At 42.3% G+C, this 20,045-nt stretch carries 22 protein-coding genes; 19 read left to right on the top strand and 3 right to left on the bottom strand.

The features are described from left to right. Positions 1-18 precede the first annotated feature (18 nt). From sufD to JOD17_RS05360, 13 genes are all read left to right on the top strand, one after another. Complete coding sequence (gene sufD, locus JOD17_RS05420) at positions 19-1,326, top strand: Fe-S cluster assembly protein SufD (protein WP_204696025.1); 1,308 nt, start codon at positions 19-21, stop codon at positions 1,324-1,326. Further along, a complete protein-coding gene (locus JOD17_RS05415) occupies positions 1,326-2,561 on the top strand; it encodes a cysteine desulfurase (protein WP_204696023.1) in 1,236 nt (411 codons plus the stop codon). The genes sufD and JOD17_RS05415 overlap by 1 nt, the downstream gene beginning before the upstream one ends. Then, positions 2,545-2,982 (top strand): Fe-S cluster assembly sulfur transfer protein SufU, encoded by a 438-nt coding sequence (sufU, locus tag JOD17_RS05410; protein ID WP_042417685.1) that lies wholly within the window; start codon positions 2,545-2,547, stop codon positions 2,980-2,982. Before JOD17_RS05415 ends, sufU begins: the two co-directional genes overlap by 17 nt. 46 nt (positions 2,983-3,028) lie before the next feature. After that, positions 3,029-4,426 carry a Fe-S cluster assembly protein SufB gene (gene sufB, locus JOD17_RS05405; RefSeq protein ID WP_204696021.1) on the top strand — a complete coding sequence of 466 codons (1,398 nt, stop codon included), beginning with the start codon at positions 3,029-3,031 and terminating at the stop codon, positions 4,424-4,426. Positions 4,427-4,535: 109 nt separating this feature from the next. After that, entirely contained in the window at positions 4,536-5,822 is a 1,287-nt protein-coding gene (locus tag JOD17_RS05400) for a M1 aminopeptidase family protein (RefSeq protein ID WP_204696019.1), read from the top strand. Positions 5,823-5,877: 55 nt separating this feature from the next. Next, the gene (locus tag JOD17_RS05395; RefSeq protein ID WP_204696101.1) at positions 5,878-6,741 is read left to right on the top strand and encodes a DUF72 domain-containing protein; all 864 of its coding nucleotides are present in this window, start codon (positions 5,878-5,880) and stop codon (positions 6,739-6,741) included. Between the two features lie 4 nt (positions 6,742-6,745). Next, complete coding sequence (locus JOD17_RS05390; RefSeq protein ID WP_204696017.1) at positions 6,746-8,140, top strand: bifunctional metallophosphatase/5'-nucleotidase; 1,395 nt, start codon at positions 6,746-6,748, stop codon at positions 8,138-8,140. A gap of 77 nt (positions 8,141-8,217) precedes the next feature. Next, a complete protein-coding gene (locus JOD17_RS05385; protein WP_042360295.1) occupies positions 8,218-8,520 on the top strand; it encodes a YunC family protein in 303 nt (100 codons plus the stop codon). A 56-nt stretch (positions 8,521-8,576) separates the two neighbouring features. Then, positions 8,577-9,539 (top strand): thymidylate synthase, encoded by a 963-nt coding sequence (locus JOD17_RS05380; protein WP_204696015.1) that lies wholly within the window; start codon positions 8,577-8,579, stop codon positions 9,537-9,539. 15 nt (positions 9,540-9,554) lie between these two features. Further along, positions 9,555-10,043, top strand: a complete 489-nt coding sequence (locus JOD17_RS05375) for a dihydrofolate reductase (RefSeq protein ID WP_204696013.1) — start codon at positions 9,555-9,557, stop codon at positions 10,041-10,043. A gap of 71 nt (positions 10,044-10,114) precedes the next feature. Continuing rightward, positions 10,115-10,960, top strand: a complete 846-nt coding sequence (yunB, locus tag JOD17_RS05370) for a sporulation protein YunB (protein ID WP_204696011.1) — start codon at positions 10,115-10,117, stop codon at positions 10,958-10,960. Positions 10,961-11,039: 79 nt separating this feature from the next. Further along, the gene (locus JOD17_RS05365) at positions 11,040-12,386 is read left to right on the top strand and encodes a sodium-dependent transporter (RefSeq protein ID WP_204696010.1); all 1,347 of its coding nucleotides are present in this window, start codon (positions 11,040-11,042) and stop codon (positions 12,384-12,386) included. A gap of 60 nt (positions 12,387-12,446) precedes the next feature. Beyond that, positions 12,447-13,796, top strand: a complete 1,350-nt coding sequence (locus tag JOD17_RS05360; RefSeq protein WP_042417701.1) for an alanine/glycine:cation symporter family protein — start codon at positions 12,447-12,449, stop codon at positions 13,794-13,796. A 42-nt stretch (positions 13,797-13,838) separates the two neighbouring features. Here JOD17_RS05360 and JOD17_RS05355 read toward each other — a convergent pair whose 3' ends face one another. Further along, a complete protein-coding gene (locus tag JOD17_RS05355) occupies positions 13,839-14,492 on the bottom strand; it encodes a histidine phosphatase family protein (RefSeq protein ID WP_204696009.1) in 654 nt (217 codons plus the stop codon). 50 nt (positions 14,493-14,542) lie between these two features. Next, positions 14,543-15,538: a M23 family metallopeptidase gene (locus JOD17_RS05350; protein WP_204696008.1), complete on the bottom strand. Its 996-nt coding sequence runs from the start codon at positions 15,536-15,538 to the stop codon at positions 14,543-14,545. Positions 15,539-15,661: 123 nt separating this feature from the next. Between JOD17_RS05350 and lipA the strand changes: the two genes are divergently transcribed. From lipA to JOD17_RS05330, 4 genes are all read left to right on the top strand, one after another. Next, positions 15,662-16,585, top strand: coding sequence for a lipoyl synthase (gene lipA, locus JOD17_RS05345; protein ID WP_204696007.1), 924 nt, complete (start codon positions 15,662-15,664; stop codon positions 16,583-16,585). 16 nt (positions 16,586-16,601) lie between these two features. Then, entirely contained in the window at positions 16,602-16,886 is a 285-nt protein-coding gene (locus JOD17_RS05340) for a YutD family protein (protein ID WP_204696006.1), read from the top strand. A 123-nt stretch (positions 16,887-17,009) separates the two neighbouring features. Next, entirely contained in the window at positions 17,010-17,654 is a 645-nt protein-coding gene (locus tag JOD17_RS05335) for an SDR family oxidoreductase (protein WP_204696005.1), read from the top strand. Positions 17,655-18,060: 406 nt separating this feature from the next. After that, entirely contained in the window at positions 18,061-18,408 is a 348-nt protein-coding gene (locus tag JOD17_RS05330) for an SLAP domain-containing protein (RefSeq protein WP_204696004.1), read from the top strand. Positions 18,409-18,424: 16 nt separating this feature from the next. Here JOD17_RS05330 and JOD17_RS05325 read toward each other — a convergent pair whose 3' ends face one another. After that, positions 18,425-18,706, bottom strand: coding sequence for a hypothetical protein (locus JOD17_RS05325; protein ID WP_204696003.1), 282 nt, complete (start codon positions 18,704-18,706; stop codon positions 18,425-18,427). 103 nt (positions 18,707-18,809) lie between these two features. Here JOD17_RS05325 and JOD17_RS05320 point away from each other — a divergent pair, with 103 nt between their 5' ends. Together JOD17_RS05320 and JOD17_RS05315 are read left to right on the top strand one after the other, a co-directional pair. After that, complete coding sequence (locus JOD17_RS05320) at positions 18,810-19,271, top strand: DUF86 domain-containing protein (RefSeq protein WP_204696002.1); 462 nt, start codon at positions 18,810-18,812, stop codon at positions 19,269-19,271. Further along, a complete protein-coding gene (locus JOD17_RS05315; RefSeq protein WP_204696001.1) occupies positions 19,258-20,028 on the top strand; it encodes a TIGR01457 family HAD-type hydrolase in 771 nt (256 codons plus the stop codon). Before JOD17_RS05320 ends, JOD17_RS05315 begins: the two co-directional genes overlap by 14 nt. Positions 20,029-20,045: the final 17 nt, after the last annotated feature.

The raw sequence follows: 20,045 nt of genomic DNA, 5'->3' as shown, positions 1-20,045 counted from the left end.
GAGACGGAGGTGCAGAATATGGCTGTTGAAACGAAATGGGCATTTGATCGTGAAACGGTTAAATCTTGGTCGGAAAAGCGCAATGAGCCTACGTGGCTTCAAGAAAAGCGTTTAGAAGCTCTTACAAATGCTGCTTCTTTACCGATGCCTAACCCTGATAAAACGAAATTAACAAGATGGAACTTCTCAACGTTTGAGAACATTGATAGTGATCAACGTGCAATTGAGAGTTACAGTGATTTGCCAGGAGATGTTGCTCGTCTTGCTGGTGATGAAAGCAAAGTGAACAGTGCAATTATTCAACGTGACGGTAAAGTTGCGCACAACAAAGTTGCAGATGAGCTTAAAGAAAAAGGCGTGATCTTCACTGATTTTGAAACAGCAGTGAATGAGCACAGTGACTTACTTGAGAAGTATTTCATGGGGGAAGCTGTTCGTTCAGATGAAAACCAACTTACAGCTCTTCACACAGCGCTTGTTAACGGTGGTATTTTCCTTTACGTTCCGAAAAACGTTGAAGTGGAAGTTCCATTACAAGCAATTTTCTGGCAAGACGATGTGAAGGTCGGATTGTTTAACCACGTTATTATCGTGGCAGAAGACCACAGCCGTGTAACGTATGTTGAAAACTACGTTTCTTTCGAGAAAGAAAAAGCTGCTGCAAACATCGTTACAGAAGTATATGTCGGTCAAGGCGCTGAAGTGAAGTACGGTGCTGTTGATAACCTTGAAAGTGGCGTAACGAGCTACATTGTTCGTCGTGCACACGTTCAAAAAGACGGCCGTATCGAGTGGGCGCTTGGACAAATGAACGAAGGTAGTACAATTTCTGAGAACACAACGCATCTTCTCGGTGATGGTTCTTACGGAGATACGAAGACAGTTGCTGTAGGTCGTGGAGAGCAGATTCAGAACTTTACGAGCAACATGGTCGGTCATGGTAAGCACTCTGAAGGTTACATCTTGACTCATGGTGTAATGAAAGACGCATCGTCTGCAATCTTTAACGGAATTAATAAGATTGAAAAAGGCGGTACGAAAGCACACAGTGAGCAAACTGGACGTGTACTCATGCTTTCTTCAAAAGCTCGTGGAGACGCAAACCCGATTCTTCTTATTGATGAAGATGACGTAACTGCAGGACACGCAGCATCAGTTGGAAAGATTGATCCGATGCAAATGTTCTACATGCAAAGCCGTGGTCTTTCTACGCTTGAAGCAGAACGTTTAATCATTCATGGCTTCCTTGAGCCTGTTGTAGGAGAACTTCCAGTTGAAGCGGTTAAAGAGCGTCTTACGGAAGTGATCGAAAGGAAAGTCTACTAATGTTTGACGTTCAGAAAGTGCGTGAACAATTCCCGATTCTTCACCAAGAAGTAAACGGCCATCCGCTCGTTTATCTCGACAACTCGGCAACTTCACAGAAGCCAATTCAGGTGATTGAAGCGTTGGAGGAGTACTATAACTCGTACAACTCCAACGTGCATCGCGGGGTTCATACGCTAGGTTCGAAAGCGACGGATGGTTACGAAGGCGCAAGAGACCGGGTACAGTCATTCATTAATGCAAAGAACCGTGAAGAAATTATTTTCACGCGCGGAACGACAACAGCACTGAACATTGTTGCTTCAAGCTACGCAAAAGCAAAGCTTAACGAAGGCGATGAAATTGTCTTAACTCCGATGGAACATCATAGCAATATCATTCCTTGGCAACAAGTGGCAAAAGCAACAGGTGCTGTACTCAAATATATTCCACTTCAACCAGACGGTACGATCTCTCTTGAGGATGTTGAAGAAACGGTAACCGATAAGACGAAAATCGTCACAATGGTTCACGTGTCAAACGTTCTCGGAACGATGAACCCAGTTAAAGAAGTTGGAGAAATTGCTCACAACCACGGAGCAATAATGATCGTTGACGGTGCACAAAGTTCACCACACAAAAAAGTTGACGTTCAAGATCTAAATTGCGATTTCTTCGCGTTCTCTGCACACAAAATGTGCGGACCGACAGGAATTGGTGCTCTATACGGTAAGAAAGAACTTCTTGACGACATGGAGCCTTTTGAATTTGGAGGAGAGATGATTGACGAAGTTGGTCTTTACGAGTCAACTTGGAAAGAGCTCCCATACAAATTCGAAGGGGGTACACCGATTATTGGAGGAGCGATCGGCTTTGCTAAAGCGATTGATTACCTCGAAGAGATTGGTTTAGAAAACATCGAAGCACACGAGAAAATGCTCGTTCAATACGCAATGGAGCGACTTACTGAACATGAAGATGTAGAAGTGTATGGTCCTCCTGCTGACCAACGTGCAGGAATCTTAACCTTCAACATTAAAGGTGTTCATCCTCATGATGTAGCGACTGTCCTTGATTCTCAAGGTGTAGCGGTTCGTGCGGGTCACCATTGTGCTCGCCCTCTCATGAATTGGTTAGGGTGTACAGCAACAGCAAGAGCGAGCTTTTATTTATACAATACAAAAAGCGACGTCGACGCATTTGTTGATGCACTTGTGACGGCAAAGGAGTATTTCGGAGATGTCTATGCAGAGTAATCTAGACACTCTTTATCGACAAGTCATCATGGATCATTACAAAAACCCGAGAAATCGTGGAGAGCTTGACGAGAATGATGCCTTGACGATTAACATGAATAACCCTTCATGTGGCGATCGAATTCAGCTTCATTTACAAGTTGAAAATGATCAAGTTGTTGATGCAAAGTTCACGGGTGAAGGTTGTTCAATTAGCTTATCTTCAGCGTCAATGATGACAGATACAGTTAAAGGCAAATCGATCGAAGAAGCGCTTGAAATTTCTGGGATCTTTTCCGAAATGGTTCAAGGTAAAGAGTACGACGATGAAAAATATGACCTTGGAGATATCGAAGCCCTTCAAGGAGTAACAAAGTTTCCTGCCCGCATTAAATGTGCGACTCTTGCTTGGAAAGCAATGGAAAAGGGTTTGGATGAGTAGTAAGACCATCACCAAGCGGTGGTGATATTTGAAGGAGGTCTTTCACATGGCTAAGAAAATGCCTGAGATTGGCGAATACCAATATGGGTTTCATGATAAAGACGTTTCCATTTATCGTTCAGAACGTGGACTAACAGAAAACGTCGTTAGAGAAATTTCCAAGATTAAAGAAGAGCCTGAGTGGATGCTTGAGTTCCGTCTGAAATCATTGGAGCAGTTTTACAAAATGCCAATGCCACAATGGGGCGGCGACTTAACAGAGCTTGATTTTGATGATATCACGTATTACGTAAAGCCTTCAGAGCGTTCTGAGAAATCTTGGGATGAAGTTCCTGAAGAGATTAAGAATACGTTTGATAAGCTTGGAATTCCTGAAGCTGAGCAAAAATACCTTGCAGGTGTTTCTGCACAATACGAATCAGAAGTTGTTTATCACAACATGCAAGAAGACTTGGAAGAACAAGGCATTATCTTTAAGGATACTGATACTGCCCTTAAAGAAAATGAAGACATTTTCCGTGAGCACTTTGCGACGGTTATTCCTCCAAGTGACAACAAGTTCTCAGCATTGAACTCTGCAGTATGGTCAGGTGGTTCATTCATCTACATGCCTAAAGGCGTGAAAGCTGATTCTCCACTTCAAGCGTATTTCAGAATTAACTCTGAGAACATGGGACAATTTGAGCGTACACTCATCATTGCGGACGAAGGAAGCTCCGTACACTACGTTGAAGGGTGTACAGCACCAGTTTATTCAACAAACTCACTTCACAGTGCAGTTGTTGAGATCATCGTTAAAAAGGACGCATACTGCCGTTACACGACGATTCAAAACTGGGCTCCAAACATTTACAACCTCGTAACGAAGCGTGCGACAGCTGGTGCTGGCGCTACGATGGAATGGGTTGACGGAAACATCGGTTCAAAACTTACGATGAAATACCCATCAATCATCATGACAGGCGAAGGCGCTCGTGGTAACGTTCTTTCAATTGCAATTGCAGGAAAGGGCCAACACCAAGACGCAGGTGCAAAAGCATACCACTTAGCACCAAACTGTTCTTCAACGATTGTTTCGAAATCAATTTCGAAGCAAGGTGGTAAAGTATCTTACCGCGGAATCTCTCACTTCGGACGTAAGTCTCAAGGATCGAAGTCGAAGATTGAGTGTGATACGTTGATCATGGATAACGAGTCAACTTCTGACACAATTCCATACAACGAGATCTTCAACGATGACATCATGCTTGAGCATGAAGCAACGGTATCAAAAGTATCTGAGGAGCAACTCTTCTACTTGATGAGCCGTGGTCTGAACGAAGAAGAAGCAACAGAAATGATCGTAATGGGCTTTATCGAGCCATTTACGAAGGAACTTCCAATGGAGTATGCGGTTGAAATGAACCGTCTAATCAGATTTGAAATGGAAGGTTCGATTGGTTAATTCATTTCTCTCTAGATTTCATAGAGGTTAAACATTAAGAGAGAGTTTATGTAGGCATGTGCCTATGTAAACTCTTTTTTTCACATCGGTATGTAGTAGGGGGAAACGTATGAAAAGGTGGTTTTTGTTGATAATGAGTTTTATGCTCATTCCTTCTTGTGAAGACCAAATGAGTTTTCTGCCTGGTGGTGGTACTAGTACAGGCAATCAAGGGGTAAACAGTACATATGAAATGAAGTTAGAACAAGAAGACGATTACTATCGTGCAACGGTTTCAATAGATGTTCGCAATCATTCGAATGATTCATGGAACAAATTATTGTTTTATTTTGAACATTTTTTACAGCCTTTTGACATTGAAGTAACGGTTAATGGGGATGAAGCAGAGACGAGACAAGTCCAATCGCGCTTTGCAATTGACTTAAATGAGTTTATTCGTCCGAATGACCGAGCGGTTGTGGAGTTATCGTATCAATTTTATCCGGGGGAAGCGGGGAGCGTTCAAGCGATCCGACCTTGGTATCCTTTGCTTGGAGATTATGTTCAAGGGGAATGGCAAGTGTTTGAATCGAACAACACCTATAATCGTATGGCTCGGTTAGCGAAGAATCATTACATGCTGACGTATGATTTACAAGGGAAACAAGTGATAACATCTACAGGTGAAAAAGTAGACGAATCAACGATTGAGATTGAAGATACAGATGTTTTTTCGACCATAGTAATGCCTGAAGAGATTAATGAAATCGAAACAACAGTCGGTGATACGAATGTTTTGTCAGTTAACGTTCAGCCACCGGACGTTGAAATTGCTTTAGATAAAATAAAACAGTTAGAAGACATCATCGGTCCTTATCCAGGCGATCAACTGATTTTTGTCGAAGATGAGCACCAGACTATGTTTCAATTACCGGGAACTTTTGTTCATCGAACAACCATGCAAGGAGGCAGTGAAAGCGGGTGGTTGATATATGAACTTATTCAACTTTGGTATGATTCTATTCATTTAGAAGAACTACAAACCGATTTTTGGATAAAGAATGTACTAGTTATGATGACTTTGGAAACGTTTAATGGCGGTGTCGATGCTGAAGCTCTTCAATCGCAAATGGACGAAGAGGTGGAGTACGTCCTACCCGTAAATCTTCATCGTGAAGATTATAACAACGATGAATTTCATCTCTTTACTCAAGTTCTACCGAGAGCAGCCCTTTGGGAATTAATCGAAGAGAATTGGCAAGATGAGAACGTGCAGGATGCTCCCAAACAATTTTTATCGGAATTCAGCAACGAGTTTATGGGTAAGCAAATTTCTACAGAGGACGTGGCGGAATTTTTATGTGAGTACTTTGCGATCACTGAAGAAGAATTGCACAATTACATCGTAATTGAATGAAATGCACAACGCTCTCATGATAAACTAGAACAATAGAGAGCGAGCGGTGATTGAGATGATTTATGTAGGATTAACGGGTTGGGGAGACCACGACCAATTGTATACAGATCAGACGAGAGCAACAGATAAACTGTCTACGTATGCGAGTTTTTTTCCGACGGTTGAAGTTGATAGTACGTATTATGCAGTTCAACCACATTCTACGTGGCAAAAGTGGATGGATGAAACGCCTGATAACTTCAGGTTCATCGTCAAAGCATACGCTGGAATGACGGGGCAGTTACAAGAAAAGCCTCCTTTTGAATCGGAAGCAGTGATGTTTCAAGCATTTAAGGAGTCGTTACATCCAGTCATGGAGTCTGGAAAGTTAGCGATGGTGCTTTGCCAATATCCGCCTTGGTTTGATTGTACGAAAGAGAATGTCCAAACACTTCGGCAGATGCGAGCGTACTTAGATGGCTTGCCTGTTGCGGTAGAATTTCGTCATCAAAGTTGGTATGAGGAACACTATCGACAGAAGACGATTCAATTTCTATCAGAACATCAGTTTATTCACTCTGTGTGCGATGAGCCACAAGCGGGTGTTGGCTCAATTCCAATTGTACCGATCGCGACAACGAAGGAAAAGACGCTCATTCGACTTCACGGTCGTAACCGAGCAGGTTGGCGCAAGGAGACCGCAGGAGCGAATTGGAGAAAAGTTCGTTATCTTTACGATTACAACCTAGAAGAAATCGATCAATGGATTGAATACGCCGAGCAGTTACACGCACAATCAGAGGATATTTATGTTATTTTTAACAACAACTCCGGCGGACATGCCTCTGGTAATGCACGAACGTATATGGAGCGTGCGAATTTATCGTATGAAGGGTTAGCACCGAAGCAATTGTCCCTTTTCAGCGAAGAAGAGCGGTGAGAGTTTGAGTAAAGAGACCGTATTTTTTTACCATACCAATGACTTGCATAGCCAACTTTCACAATGGCCGAAGATTGTCCACTACCTCGAGACAAAAAAAGTTCTTCATGAAGATCGAAATGAAGACGTTTTGTTTTTTGACTTAGGGGATCATGCGGATCGTGTTCATGCCATTACAGAAGCGACAAGTGGACAAGGCAACATCGAACTACTCAATGCATCACCCGTTAATTATGTGACGATCGGCAACAATGAAGGTATCACGTTCTCGAAAGACAGCTTAGATCATTTGTATGATCAAGCGAAGTTCGACGTGATCGTTGCGAATTTGTTCAATGAAAATCATGTTCGACCGTCGTGGTGTGTACCAAGTCGCATCCATACACTTCAAAGTGGCACAACAATTGGCATGCTCGGCTTAACGGCAGCCTTTTACCCATTTTATACAGAGCTTGGCTGGGTTATTGAAGACCCAATCGTAACGTTGGAGAGAGAATTGCCAGTGTTAAAACAGCAATGTGATGTTGTCGTCTTGCTTTCACACCTCGGATATTTCATGGATGAACGAATTGCAGCGGACTATGATATTGATGTAATCCTCGGTGCGCACACGCATCATCGATTAAATCCCGCAATAGAAATTGAGGGTACTTTGATCGCTCAGACGGGGAAGCTTGGAACTGACCTTGGAAAAATCACGTTGCAGATTGATCAACGGCAAGTGACTGCGAAAGAAGGTACCCTTCAATCAATTGACGCTGTTGCTGAAAGCTCGTTGGCAACGGAAGCCGTGTTAGAGCGTTTACAACAGTCCGCAGATGCATCGTTTCGTGAAGGGGTTGCCGTGTTGGATCGCCCGCTAGACATTTCTTGGACAGAACCTTCAACGTTTGCGTCATTTTTAGTCGAATATTTACGGCAGTGGTGCAACACGGAGATCTCCATGATGCACAGCGGCATCATTTTAGCGTCTCTACGTGAAGGGGCTGTTACGAAAGGTGATTTGCACCGGATTTGCCCCCATCCAATCAATCCTTGTATCGTTGAAGTGAAAGGAAGCAACATCAAAACAGCGATTGAACGGTCGTTTACGAGTAAAATGGTGCATTTACCATTAAAAGGCTATGGATTTAGAGGGGTAAAGCTTGGGATAATGGTGTTTGCTGGGTTAAACGTTGAAGTCGTTGAAACAACGGAAGGTGAATACGAGGTTCTTTCTATTTTAAAAGACGGAAGCCCTCTTCTAGAAGACAAATGGTATACGATTGCTGTGCCAGATATGTTAACGTTTGGGAATCTTTATCCTGAGATTGTGCAAAGTACATCAAAACGATATATGATGCCAGAACTTATTCGTGACGTTTTGTTGTGGGCGCTAATGAAAAACACTGAATCATGACTACTTGCCTATACGAAGAAAATAGGCTTTTCATAGACTACTAAGAATGACTGATATTGGTGAAAGGCGGAGGTTGAATGTTAGAAATGGAACCGGTCGAAATTGATGGGCAACTGTTTAGTGCTGTATCAATGAAGTTACCGAAAACGAACTTTATGGCAGTGACGAACAGCGTAGGGTACATTATGTGCGGGGCACTTGATGTTCAATTATTAAATGATAAACTAAAAGACCGTGGCATTGTCGCTGGTCGTGCAGTAGGTGTTAGAACGATAGATCAACTCCTTGATGCGCCACTTGAATCGGTGACGATTGCTGCAGAAGAGTTGGGCATTACAGTCGGGATGACAGGCCGAGAAGCTTTATTGAAAATGAAATAATAGCATCTGCGCACCAATATTCATATTGGTGCGCCATCTATAAAGGGGTACAAATAATGAGTAAGAGCGAACAGCAATATTTAGATCTTCTCCAAGATGTATTGAACAATGGCGATAAAAAATCCGATCGGACAGGCACGGGAACAATTTCAGCTTTTGGTAAGCAAATGCGCTTTGATTTGTCTGAAGGATTTCCAATGCTTACGACGAAACGCGTGCCATTCAAATTAATCAAAAGCGAATTGCTCTGGTTTTTAAAAGGCATGACGAACATTCAATATTTGCTTAAGCATAACAACAACATTTGGAACGAATGGGCATTTGAGAGGTATGTGGCGAGTGACGCTTACACCGGACCAGATATGAAAGACTTCGCCCTTCGCGCTGAACAAGACGAGCAGTTTAAAGAAGTGTACTTACGAGAAATGGCGTCGTTCAAAGAACAAGTTTTGACTGATGATGCGTTTGCAGCGAAGTACGGGGAACTCGGGGACATTTACGGAAAACAGTGGCGAGCGTGGAAGACGACAACAGATGAGACGATTGATCAAATCGCTGATGTCATTGACATGATCAAAACCAACCCGAATTCAAGGCGTTTAATCGTATCTGCTTGGAATCCAGAAGACGTCCCTACGATGGCATTACCACCTTGCCACACGTTGTTCCAGTTTTACGTAGCCGATGGCAAGCTGTCATGTCAGCTGTATCAACGTTCAGCGGACCTATTTTTAGGTGTTCCGTTTAATATCGCAAGCTACGCGTTGTTGACACATCTGATTGCTAAAGAGTGTGGTCTAGATGTTGGTGAATTCGTTCATACCATTGGTGATGCTCACATTTATACGAATCACATCGATCAAGTGAACGAACAATTATCAAGAGAGATGAAGGCTCTACCTGAATTAGTCATTCAAGAGCAAGCGTTAGAGCGATCAATCTTTGATTTTGATATCGACGATATTGTACTAAAAGGATATGAGCCACACCCTACGATCAAAGCGCCGATTGCGGTTTAAGGAGGCAAAGAACATATGCTATTATCGATGATTGTCGCACATGATATCAATCGTGGGATTGGAAAAGACAATAAGATGCCTTGGCACTTACCAGCTGACTTTAAATACTTGAAAGAAGTGACGACCGGTCACGCCCTCATTATGGGGCGCTCTACGTTCGAATCGATTGGCAAACCGTTACCGAATCGTCGCAACATCGTCATTACGAGTCAATCGGATTGGTCATTTGAAGGAACAGAAGTGGTCCAATCACTAGACGAAGCAGTGGAACGATGCAAGGATGAAGAGGAAGCTTTTATCTTTGGAGGCAGTTCGGTATATGAACAAGCGATCGATCGTGTCAAGAAAATCTACGTTACAGAAATCAAAGCTTCGTTTGACGTAGATCGCTACTTCCCTGATTACAAAAACGGTGAGTGGAAATTAACGTGGGAGAAATCAGGAACCGTCGATGAAAAGAACAAGTATCCACATACGTTTAAGCAATACGAACGAGTAAACTAAATTATAATAGAATTCTCATGTTTGAACACGTCCCTTCCTGCATATACATCATGCTAGGAGGGGATTTTTGTATGGCGTTAAAACGATCAAAAATCGCGAAACCTAAGCAAAAAAAAGGTGGTCCACTGCCATTTAAGTACGTTTTCTTAATCTCAATAGGAATCTTTCTTATCATGACAATCCAAGGTCTCTATTTCGTAGATAAACATATACGACCGTCGCTGATGTCCATTGCCGTTGTTGAAACGAAACGAATCGCACAGCACGCTGTTACTGAAGCGATTTCACAAGAGATGACTCATCAAGAAGACATGAATGATCTTGTTCTAATTGAGCGAAGTGACAATGGAGATATCTCTTCGTTGGCATTTAATGCGCAAGTGTACAATCGAGTATTGTCTGATTCTACGATGGTCGTTCAAGATTATTTACATGAAATTCAGCGGGGGATTACACAAGGAGATCCACCGAGAAGTGTCGATGAAGAATATGAAGACCGAGGGGTTGGAACCGTTGAAGACGGTGCAATTTATACAATCCCACTCGGGATGGCGACTGGTAATGCATTACTTGCCAATTTAGGTCCTCGAGTTCCGGTAAGTTTTTCCGTAATTGGAGAGATTCACGCCGATATGGAAGAACGAATTGAAAACGTCGGGATTAACAATACGTATCTTCGGATTAGTGTAGCCATTGATATGGACGTGCGCGTGGTGATTCCATTTGGTACTGATGAAACGAGTGTCACCTATTCCGTTCCAGTTGGAATGGTGTTTATACCAGGAGATGTGCCTGATTACTACGGTCAAGGAGGAGGGATGCCTGTCCCAGCAATTATGCCTAGTGGTAATGAAGAAAGTGTTGAGATGCAAAGTCCAGATGCGGAGGAAGGGGCTGAGGAAACAAATCAACAATAATAAGTTTTGTTAGATTATTTTGACAAAATTCAACATTAATTTTATAATTTTCTATACAAATACAAAAGGGGGGTATTACATGGCTCGTGAGCAATGGGGAACGAAGGTTGGTTTTATGTTGGCGGCAGTGGGGTCAGCAGTTGGACTAGGGAATATTTGGCGTTTTCCTTATATTACTGGAGAATACGGGGGCGGTGCATTTTTACTCGTTTACCTCGTGTGTGTTGCTATTATAGGTTTACCAGTAATTTTGGCTGAATTTTCAATCGGGAAAAGAGGACAGTTAGATGCAGTAGGTTCATATCGTAAAACAGCACCATCTAAAGTGTGGGTCGCTGGTGGTTGGCTAGCGGTCACGACTTCTTTTTTAATTGTATCGTTTTACGCAGTTATTACAGGCTGGGTATTGCATTACATGTTCGGGTATTTAATGGGGTCTGTACAACAAGTGGAAAGTGGAGGCGTAGAAGGGTACTTCCTTGATACAATAGGAGCGACTTGGACACCGATCTTCTGGCTTGTTGTCGTTATGGCGATTATTGTTGGGATTTTATACTTTGGAGTTCAAAAGGGTATAGAACTTAGCAGTAAGATCTTCATGCCGTTACTTGCAATTATATTAGTTATTTTAGCTGGTTACAGTTTAACATTAGACGGCGCATTAGAAGGAATGAGCTTTTTATTCATTCCAGATTGGAGTGCTCTAGCTGACCCTGCGTTATATTTAGCTGCTATTGGTCAATCGTTCTTTACGTTATCTCTTGGTATGGGGATTATGATTACGTATGGTGGCTACCTATCAAGGCAAACGGGTACGAATTTACCAGCAACAGCTCGTAATGTCGTTATTCTAGATACATTGTTTGCCATTGTCGTTGCGGTTGCTATCTTTGGCGCAGTGTATGCGATCGGCATGGAGCCTTCACAAGGACCAGCGCTCATATTCGTTGTATTGCCAGAAGTATTTAACCAAATGGCTGGTGCCGGAACGATCTTTGCGATTGCGTTTTTCTTCCTTGTCTTTATTGCAGCACTAACATCAGCAATTTCTTTAGCTGAAGTAAGTATCTCAGCAGCCATTGAACGTTTCAAAATTAGCCGCCAAAAAGCTACGTTAATTCTGGGTGCGCTCATTACAGTACTAGGAGTTCCTTCAGCGTTAAGCCAAGGTGGTCCGTTATCAGAGTTTTTAATCTTCGGATTGCCATTCTTAGACTTTGTAGATACCCTGACTGATAGTTATTTCTTACCAATTGGTGGATTAATCGTCGTCCTACTTGTTGGTTGGGGTTGGACGAAGAGAGCCACTTTGGATGAAGCAGATTTTAGAAATCCGATGATTGCAACTCTTTATTTAATCCTACTACGTTTTATCGCTCCAGCGATGATCATTATAATCTTAGCTTTAAACATATTTGGATCTTAATTAAGGACCTTGGTGCTTAAAGGCACCGAGGTTCTTTACTACTTATAGTGGGGTGATGAGATGATTGAGTGGATTGACAATTGGGCAGCTGCCGCTGCGGACTTTGTCTGGGGATTACCGTTAATTGTATTACTTGTAGGGACCGGAATTTATCTTACATTTAGATTAGGATTTTATTCATTTACACAGCTCCCATATGCAATGAAGCTCGTTTTTAAGAAAAACTTAGACAAGAACTCCGAAGGTGACATTTCACACTTTCAAGCGTTAATGACTTCACTAGCAGCAACTGTAGGTACAGGGAACGTTGCTGGTGTAGCAACAGCTGTCGTCTTAGGGGGACCAGGAGCGGTATTTTGGATGTGGATTACCGCTTTAGTCGGTATGGCAACGAAATACTCAGAAGCCATACTCGGTGTAAAGTATCGAGGAAAGAATTACCGAGGTGAAATGGCAGGCGGTCCGATGTACTATATTGAACATGGACTAGGGAAGAAATGGAAATGGATGGGTATGTTGTTTGCTTTCTTCGCCGTCTTCGCTGCGATTTTTGGAATTGGTAATATGACACAAGCGAATACAGCTTCAGATATTGTACAGAGTACGTTTAACGTTCCGACATGGATTACTGGGATCATCATGATGGTACTAGTCGGATTAGTTGTTATAGGCGGTATAAAGAGTATAGGTCGTGTTAGTGGTGTAATTGTTCCAATCATGATTGTATTCTATGTTATTGCAGGGTTTTTCGTTATTGGATTCAATATTACTGAAGTACCTGCTGCTTTTGGTTTGATTTTTACAGATGCATTTACCGGTCAAGCAGTCGCAGGTGGCGCAATCGGGACGGTGATCCAGATGGGTGTTGCACGAGGGTTATTTTCTAACGAAGCTGGTCTAGGTACTGGAGGAATTGCTGCCGCTGCAGCAAAAACCGATGTCCCTGCTCGTCAAGCTCTCATTTCAATGACGCAAGTATTTATTGATACGATTATCGTATGTACGATTACAGGACTTGCACTTGTCATTGCAGACCTTTATACGTCAGGTGAAAGTGGTGCATCATTAACTGCAATGTCGTTTGATGCAATTTTACCGTTTGGCGGAAGTATGGTCGTTACGATTACATTATTGTTCTTTATCTTCTCCACCATCATTGGCTGGGCATATTTCGGAGAGAAGTGTTTAGAGTACCTAGTCGGTGGTAAAATCACTTACATTTATCGGATTGTCTTTGTACTTGCAGTTTTCGTAGGTGCAACATTACCACTTAATACCGTATGGAATTTTGGTGATATCTTTAATGGGCTTATGGCAATCCCCAACTTAATTGCATTAATTTTACTGTCTGGCGTTGTAGCAAAAGAAACGCGTAAGTTTAAAGACATTAGAAAGTTAGAGAGTAGATAAATAGTAATGAGCACATGTCTTCGGACTTGTGCTCATTTTTATTTAGTATTTCACTTCATTGACATGCTGTACTAAAAACTGATTGTTCTCATACGTCACATATGTAACGCTACAATTTTCAATATCATCATAGCTCCCGCTATACCCAAATAAACGAATCATCGCACGGATCGTAAGCCCGTGTGACACAATATAGATGTTATTAAAGCCTTGGGCCTGTGCATCTTGAATGACTTCGTTCATCCCTTCTTGGATTCTCTTCGAATACTGCTCCCAATGTTCAGCTTGTTGACTCGAGTCGATCGCTGCGATCGTATCAACGACAATATCGAGTGGGACATCCCAAAGCATATGAATGTCTTTGTATTGATCAGGTAACCCTCGTTTTAGCGCTTCGAGCATCGCAATGTTGTATCCACCTTCAAAACCACCAAAATACAATTCACGTAATGCCTTGTTTACTTGAATGTTAATTTGTTGGTCGTTGCGACTATGCAAACGAATAAGGTGAGCAGTTTCTCTAGCTCGACCACTGTCGCTCGTATAAATGTGATCAATCGGTTCGTTTGCAAGTGCTTCACCTAATGTTTTGGCGCCAGCACAACCTTTCGATGTAAGCGGTGTGTCTGACCAACCTTGCACTTTGCCTTGCGTATTAAAAATGGTTTTACCGTGACGAACTAAATAAATATTCAATACGTAGACCCTCCTCAATCGGATTCTCTACGTTAAAGTATAGAGGAAGGTCAACTCTTCTGTCTTTCTTTTTGTTCCCACGAGCGTAGTTTTGGATACGGATCAAATGACCATTCAGTGTACCCGTTATCTCGATAAATACCGTAATGCAAGTGAGGTGGGAACTTTCCTTGTGTTCCTGGCTTTCCGTATCCAGAGCTACCTACACTGCCGATGACGGATCCAGGCGTGACGATCGATCCTTCTTCAATATCTTCAGCAAAGCCGTGAAGATGGGCATAATAATGATAAATGTTATCCAAATCCCGAATACCAATTCGCCATCCACCATATTCGTTCCAGCCTTTTAATTCGACCGTTCCGTATGTGGTTGCACGTACAGGTGTGCTATACCCTGCAAAGATATCTGTTCCTTCATGAATTCGTCGGCCACCCCATCCGCGTTTTGCGCCCCACGTGCTCCGGTAAGAGTAGTTGTAATGAAGAGGAACTGGAAACGCGTTATCATGCAGCGCAATCGTTTGAAACTTTTCAAAGACGTTTGCATGACCGTGTATAATTCGAACCGTCTGATCTCGCTGATAATGATCCCAAAGTGCAATGCGAATGTTTTCATCATCAAAGCCATATGTCGATAATTTACGAGCCATCGTATAAAGCACATCGGCATCGTTGTGGCGATCCGCTTGTCCATCACCATCACCATCAAGACCAATTCCGCCAAAAACACTAATCCGATCAGCATCTGTATCTTCGAGGTCTGGATTTAGTGCGCCGACCCAGTCGCGCGGTGAAAAGTAGATCGAGATCACACCTGTCGGTTTGTCACGATCATTTCTTGCAACATTTAACCCTCGCTCATAGGCATCAATTGCTGCAAGCCAATGCCATGGAACTTGTGTAACGGTATCCATATCTTTATACAATTGCATACGTTCTAGGTCAATCTCATCTTGGGTACGTTCTTCTTGTGCGTCCACACTAGTTGTAGTTACGAAAAACAAACAGACAATTAATAAAAAACGGAGGATTCCTTTCGAGTTCATCAATTTTAACCCCTCTTCAACGATGTCTTCTTACTATGGAACAGATCTTACTTTTTATACTAAAAAGCATAACTTGGACCCTAAGATGACTCGTGGTAAAATTGGGAAGAAGGGTGTGATGAAATGAGCGAAAAAACTGAACACGTGAGAAAACCGGATTGGCTGAAAATAAAATTAAATACGAATGAATCATACACTGGCTTAAAGAAAATGATGCGCGAGAAAAACTTACATACGGTCTGTGAAGAAGCTCGTTGTCCCAACATTCATGAGTGTTGGGCAGTTCGCAAAACCGCGACATTTATGATCCTAGGAGATACGTGTACGCGTGGTTGTCGTTTTTGTGCTGTCAAAACAGGCCTTCCAACCGAACTCGATCTAGATGAGCCTGAACGTGTTGCCGATTCTGTTGAGCAAATGGGATTAAAACATGTCGTAATCACAGCGGTTGCAAGAGACGATCTAAAAGACGGTGGTTCGAATGTTTTCGCTGAAACAGTGAGAGCGGTAAGAAGAAGAAATCCTTTATGTACCATTGAGGTGCTTCCATCTGATATGATGGGTCTAGAGGAAAATTTAAAAACCTTAATGGAAGCAAGGCCGAATATTCTAAATCACAATATCGAAACGGTTCGCCGTCTAACAAAGAAAGTACGTGCCCGTGCAAAGTACGATCGTTCACTGCAATTTCTGAGCTATTCAAAAGAGCTTCACCCAGATATTCCGACGAAATCGAGCTTAATGATTGGACTTGGAGAAACAGCAGAAGAAATTGAAGAAGTAATGGATGATTTACGTGCGAATGACGTGGATATTATGACAATCGGTCAATATTTACAGCCAACGAAAAAACACTTGCCAGTGATCAAGTACTATACGCCTGATGAGTTTCAACAGTTTAAAGAACTTGCGATGAGCAAAGGGTTTAAGCATTGTGAAGCTGGACCTCTCGTTCGTTCTTCTTATCATGCTGATGAGCAAGTGGACAAAGCGCAAGTTTGGAAAGAGGCTGCGAAATATCAAAGTGAACAACAATTTAGCAGCTAAGTCGAGGTGAGATTCGTTGATTCAATTAAATAATCAACAGTTTGAACTCATAGAAGAGTCGCGCGAGGGATGGGACGAAGAAGCGTTTCAGAATCGCTACAGCGAAGTATTGAACAAGTATGATTTTATCGTTGGAGACTGGGGACATGAACAATTGCGTCTCCGAGGTTTTTTTAACGATAACAACAAAAAAGCGGCTTTTGACTCAAAAGTGAGCACCGTTTATGACTATTTGTATGAGTTTTGCAATTTTGATTGTCCTTATTTCATATTAAAGAAGGTCAAATCAGACAAAAAATGATAAGAAGAGAATCGTGCAATGCGTTTGCACGATTCTTTTTTTAGGAATTCCTACATGTTTGGTTTTATTTAGACGTGGGAATAACCATGAATAGAAGACGATCAAAAGGAGAGTCGGACAAACATGAACGTACTCGTTATCGGTGCAAATGGACAAATAGGAAAACATACCGTAGAAAAAATGGTTCAGGACCCTACATTTACCCCTACGGCTATGGTTCGTAAAGAAGAACAAATGAAAGCCTTTAAAGAAATGAATGCAAACACGGTTCTTGCAGACTTAGAAGGGTCTGTTCGTGATTTGGCTACAGCAATGAAAGGTATGGATGCGGTAGTGTTCACTGCCGGGTCTGGTGGTCATACCGGCGCGGATAAGACCGTTATGATTGATTTAGACGGGGCGATTAAATCCATGGAAGCTGCAAAGGAAGCCGGCATAAAGCGCTTCGTTATCGTTAGTGCCATTGGTGTTTACGATCGTAACAATTGGATGGAAAAAGCTGCGTACTATAGTGCTTCTAAACATTATGCAGATCGCTTCTTAGAACAAAGCGGACTTGATTATACGATTGTACGACCTGGTCTGCTCACAAATGACGCAGGAAAAGGCAAAGTTAAAGTAGCTAAAGAAGTAGAACGTGGAGAAATTCCACGAGAAGACGTAGCCGAAACAATTCTAGCCTCGTTAAAAGACGAGCATACGATTGGAAAAGGCTTTGATATGATTTCAGGTGATGAGAACATCGCTTCTGCGCTTAGAAGTCTATAATCACTCTGAGGTCATTAGGGTATAATCCTAATGACCTCAAAGTGTCGAAAAAGTGCTGTTCTTATATAAATGAAATGAAGAGTTAATGAACTTGTAGATTTCAAAGTATTGAAGTTAAACATTTTACTTTTGCTTTTGTAAACTCAACATGCCGTATAAAAGCGGCTGTCGTGGCGAAGACGCCTGCGGGAGTAGCGTTAGCCGAAGATCATCGTGCGAAGCACGATAGCTAAGGCAACGCCCGTGGCAAGCGTAGCCACAGAAGCCGCTTACTCATTTACGAGTACTCGTTTGGTACGTTTAAGTTTCTCAACAGCCTGAGGTCATTAGGGAATAATCCTAATGACCTTTTTTCTTGTCATCTCATAATTTTGATATAGTAAGAACAATGAAAGAAGGTGGGATCATGACTGAACCATTATATTTACATCCAGCTTGGGAGCGGACAATTTCACAGCGAGACCTTGATGCAATTAAACATCGAGTGGAGCGTGGGGTTACCGAGTTGTTTACGGTTCTTTGGGTAGCGACCAACTATCGTAATGATTTACTTATTACGATTCTCATTCGTAATAACGAGCAAGAAGCGTTTACGCTAACGAACGAACCAATGGCATTGATGAATGAAGCGGAAGAACTTTGCAGAGAGACGTTTACATATCATGTGCCTCCGAACTGTATCATGCCTTGGACGTTAATTTTTGAGGACGCTCTGCACTACACATCTGTATGGACACACGTAAAAAAGGCATAAAAAAAACGAAGCGCGATTAATCAGCGTCTTCGCCTTTATCTTCAGAATGTGTCGGGTGAGAGCCTGGGAACTGGCGCTCATTTCCTGCGTGTAGCTTGCGGTTTTCATAGGTAAATGCACTCGTTACGTGTTGACCTTTACGCCACGGCTCGCTTTTTCCTGGAGGTTCAACAATTGGAGAGCCGTACGGTCCTTCTGGTAAATCTTCACGAATCAAATCTTCTTCTTGTGATTGCACGTTTTGAAAGTCTTCGAATTCATTTGATTCGGGACTGACTTTTCGATCGTCACGATCCATTGCACTCAGCTCCTCACGTATAGATTGGACGAGCATAGACGATGTTATGCATCTTCCATGAGAGACGAGCGTCATTTATAATAGAATGGAAAGGATGATGAACATGTACTTTGTTGATCGAAAACTTATCTACGCACGATTATCATATATGGATGGCCTCTATGAGCATTACTTAACGGTAAATGCATGGCAACAAAAGCATGATCAATTAGCACTTGAACGTATTGCTCAAGGTTACATTGAAGCGATGATTGATGTTGGAAATCAAATGATTGACGGATTTATTATGAGAGACCCAGGTAGCTATCAAGATATCCTAGACATTCTTGAAGATGAAAAAGTGCTCACAAAAGAAGAAGCAGCCTCACTTCTTAAGGTGTTGAATTGGAGAAAAGTTCTCGTTGAGGGTTATTTAAACGTAGATCACGCTTCACTTTCACAAACTTTAACGAATGAGAAAGAAGCGTTGCAAAGCTTCTCTACTCGTATTCAAACGTACCTTGATCAAGAACTTGGACCAGTGAGCGCTTTTTTACCTGAAGAGGAAGACGATGCACGTTCTTGATTATGATGGTTACTTACTTGATTTGGACGGTACAGTCTATCGAGGCAATGAAGTAATCCCCGAAGCCGTTATATTTGTTAACTGGCTAATCAAAGAACAGAAGAAATTTTTGTTTGTGACGAATAACTCTTCAAAAACACCCGAGCAAGCGGTGGATAGGCTGAACAGCATGTCAATTCCTGCTAAGCGAGAACACATTTTTACGAGTGCATTAATGGTTGCACATCATGTGCAGCAAATGACAGATCGACCTAAAAGCGCTTATATTATCGGTTCGACTGGGCTAAAGGTCGCTTTGGAAGAGGTTGGCCTTATCGAGCAAGATGTTGACCCAGACGTTGTGATCGTAGGAATTGATCGCACGTTTACGTATGACAAACTCGAAAAAGCCTCGCTCGCTATCCAAAAAGGAGCTAAATTCATTGCCACAAATGGTGACAAGATGATTCCGACAGAGCGAGGATTCGTCCCAGGAAACGGCTCCATTATCGCAGCAATTGAAGTAGCGAGTGGGAAAGAAGCACTTGTTATGGGGAAACCAAACCCGATGTTTATTAAACAGGCTGCAGAAATAATCTCTACCCCGCATCAAAAGACGATCATGATCGGAGACAACTACGATACGGATATCTCAGCCGGTATTGCTGCAGGTGTTGATACATTGCATGTGGACACTGGTGTGACAAGGAATACAGTTGTAAAGAAGAAAGCGATACAGCCGACATTTTCTATTCGAACATTCAAAGACATTATGTGATTTAAAGAGACAAGTCG

Source organism: Geomicrobium sediminis, from assembly GCF_016908595.1.
In the GTDB taxonomy this organism is placed as follows: Bacteria; Bacillota; Bacilli; order Bacillales; family Marinococcaceae; genus Geomicrobium_A; species Geomicrobium_A sediminis.
This window is presented reverse-complemented; position numbering and strand designations above follow the sequence as displayed.

Coding starts and splice junctions, on each gene's coding strand:
- JOD17_RS05320 (WP_204696002.1), top strand. CDS start 18,810: ATGTACTTTGTTGATCGAAAACTTATCTACGCACGATTATCATATATG.
- JOD17_RS05400 (WP_204696019.1), top strand. CDS start 4,536: ATGAAAAGGTGGTTTTTGTTGATAATGAGTTTTATGCTCATTCCTTCT.
- sufU (WP_042417685.1), top strand. CDS start 2,545: ATGTCTATGCAGAGTAATCTAGACACTCTTTATCGACAAGTCATCATG.
- JOD17_RS05335 (WP_204696005.1), top strand. CDS start 17,010: ATGAACGTACTCGTTATCGGTGCAAATGGACAAATAGGAAAACATACC.
- JOD17_RS05315 (WP_204696001.1), top strand. CDS start 19,258: ATGCACGTTCTTGATTATGATGGTTACTTACTTGATTTGGACGGTACA.
- JOD17_RS05330 (WP_204696004.1), top strand. CDS start 18,061: ATGACTGAACCATTATATTTACATCCAGCTTGGGAGCGGACAATTTCA.
- lipA (WP_204696007.1), top strand. CDS start 15,662: ATGAGCGAAAAAACTGAACACGTGAGAAAACCGGATTGGCTGAAAATA.
- JOD17_RS05415 (WP_204696023.1), top strand. CDS start 1,326: ATGTTTGACGTTCAGAAAGTGCGTGAACAATTCCCGATTCTTCACCAA.
- sufD (WP_204696025.1), top strand. CDS start 19: ATGGCTGTTGAAACGAAATGGGCATTTGATCGTGAAACGGTTAAATCT.
- JOD17_RS05385 (WP_042360295.1), top strand. CDS start 8,218: ATGTTAGAAATGGAACCGGTCGAAATTGATGGGCAACTGTTTAGTGCT.
- sufB (WP_204696021.1), top strand. CDS start 3,029: ATGGCTAAGAAAATGCCTGAGATTGGCGAATACCAATATGGGTTTCAT.
- JOD17_RS05375 (WP_204696013.1), top strand. CDS start 9,555: ATGCTATTATCGATGATTGTCGCACATGATATCAATCGTGGGATTGGA.
- yunB (WP_204696011.1), top strand. CDS start 10,115: ATGGCGTTAAAACGATCAAAAATCGCGAAACCTAAGCAAAAAAAAGGT.
- JOD17_RS05350 (WP_204696008.1), bottom strand. CDS start 15,538: ATGAACTCGAAAGGAATCCTCCGTTTTTTATTAATTGTCTGTTTGTTT.
- JOD17_RS05365 (WP_204696010.1), top strand. CDS start 11,040: ATGGCTCGTGAGCAATGGGGAACGAAGGTTGGTTTTATGTTGGCGGCA.
- JOD17_RS05380 (WP_204696015.1), top strand. CDS start 8,577: ATGAGTAAGAGCGAACAGCAATATTTAGATCTTCTCCAAGATGTATTG.
- JOD17_RS05325 (WP_204696003.1), bottom strand. CDS start 18,706: ATGGATCGTGACGATCGAAAAGTCAGTCCCGAATCAAATGAATTCGAA.
- JOD17_RS05360 (WP_042417701.1), top strand. CDS start 12,447: ATGATTGAGTGGATTGACAATTGGGCAGCTGCCGCTGCGGACTTTGTC.
- JOD17_RS05395 (WP_204696101.1), top strand. CDS start 5,878: ATGATTTATGTAGGATTAACGGGTTGGGGAGACCACGACCAATTGTAT.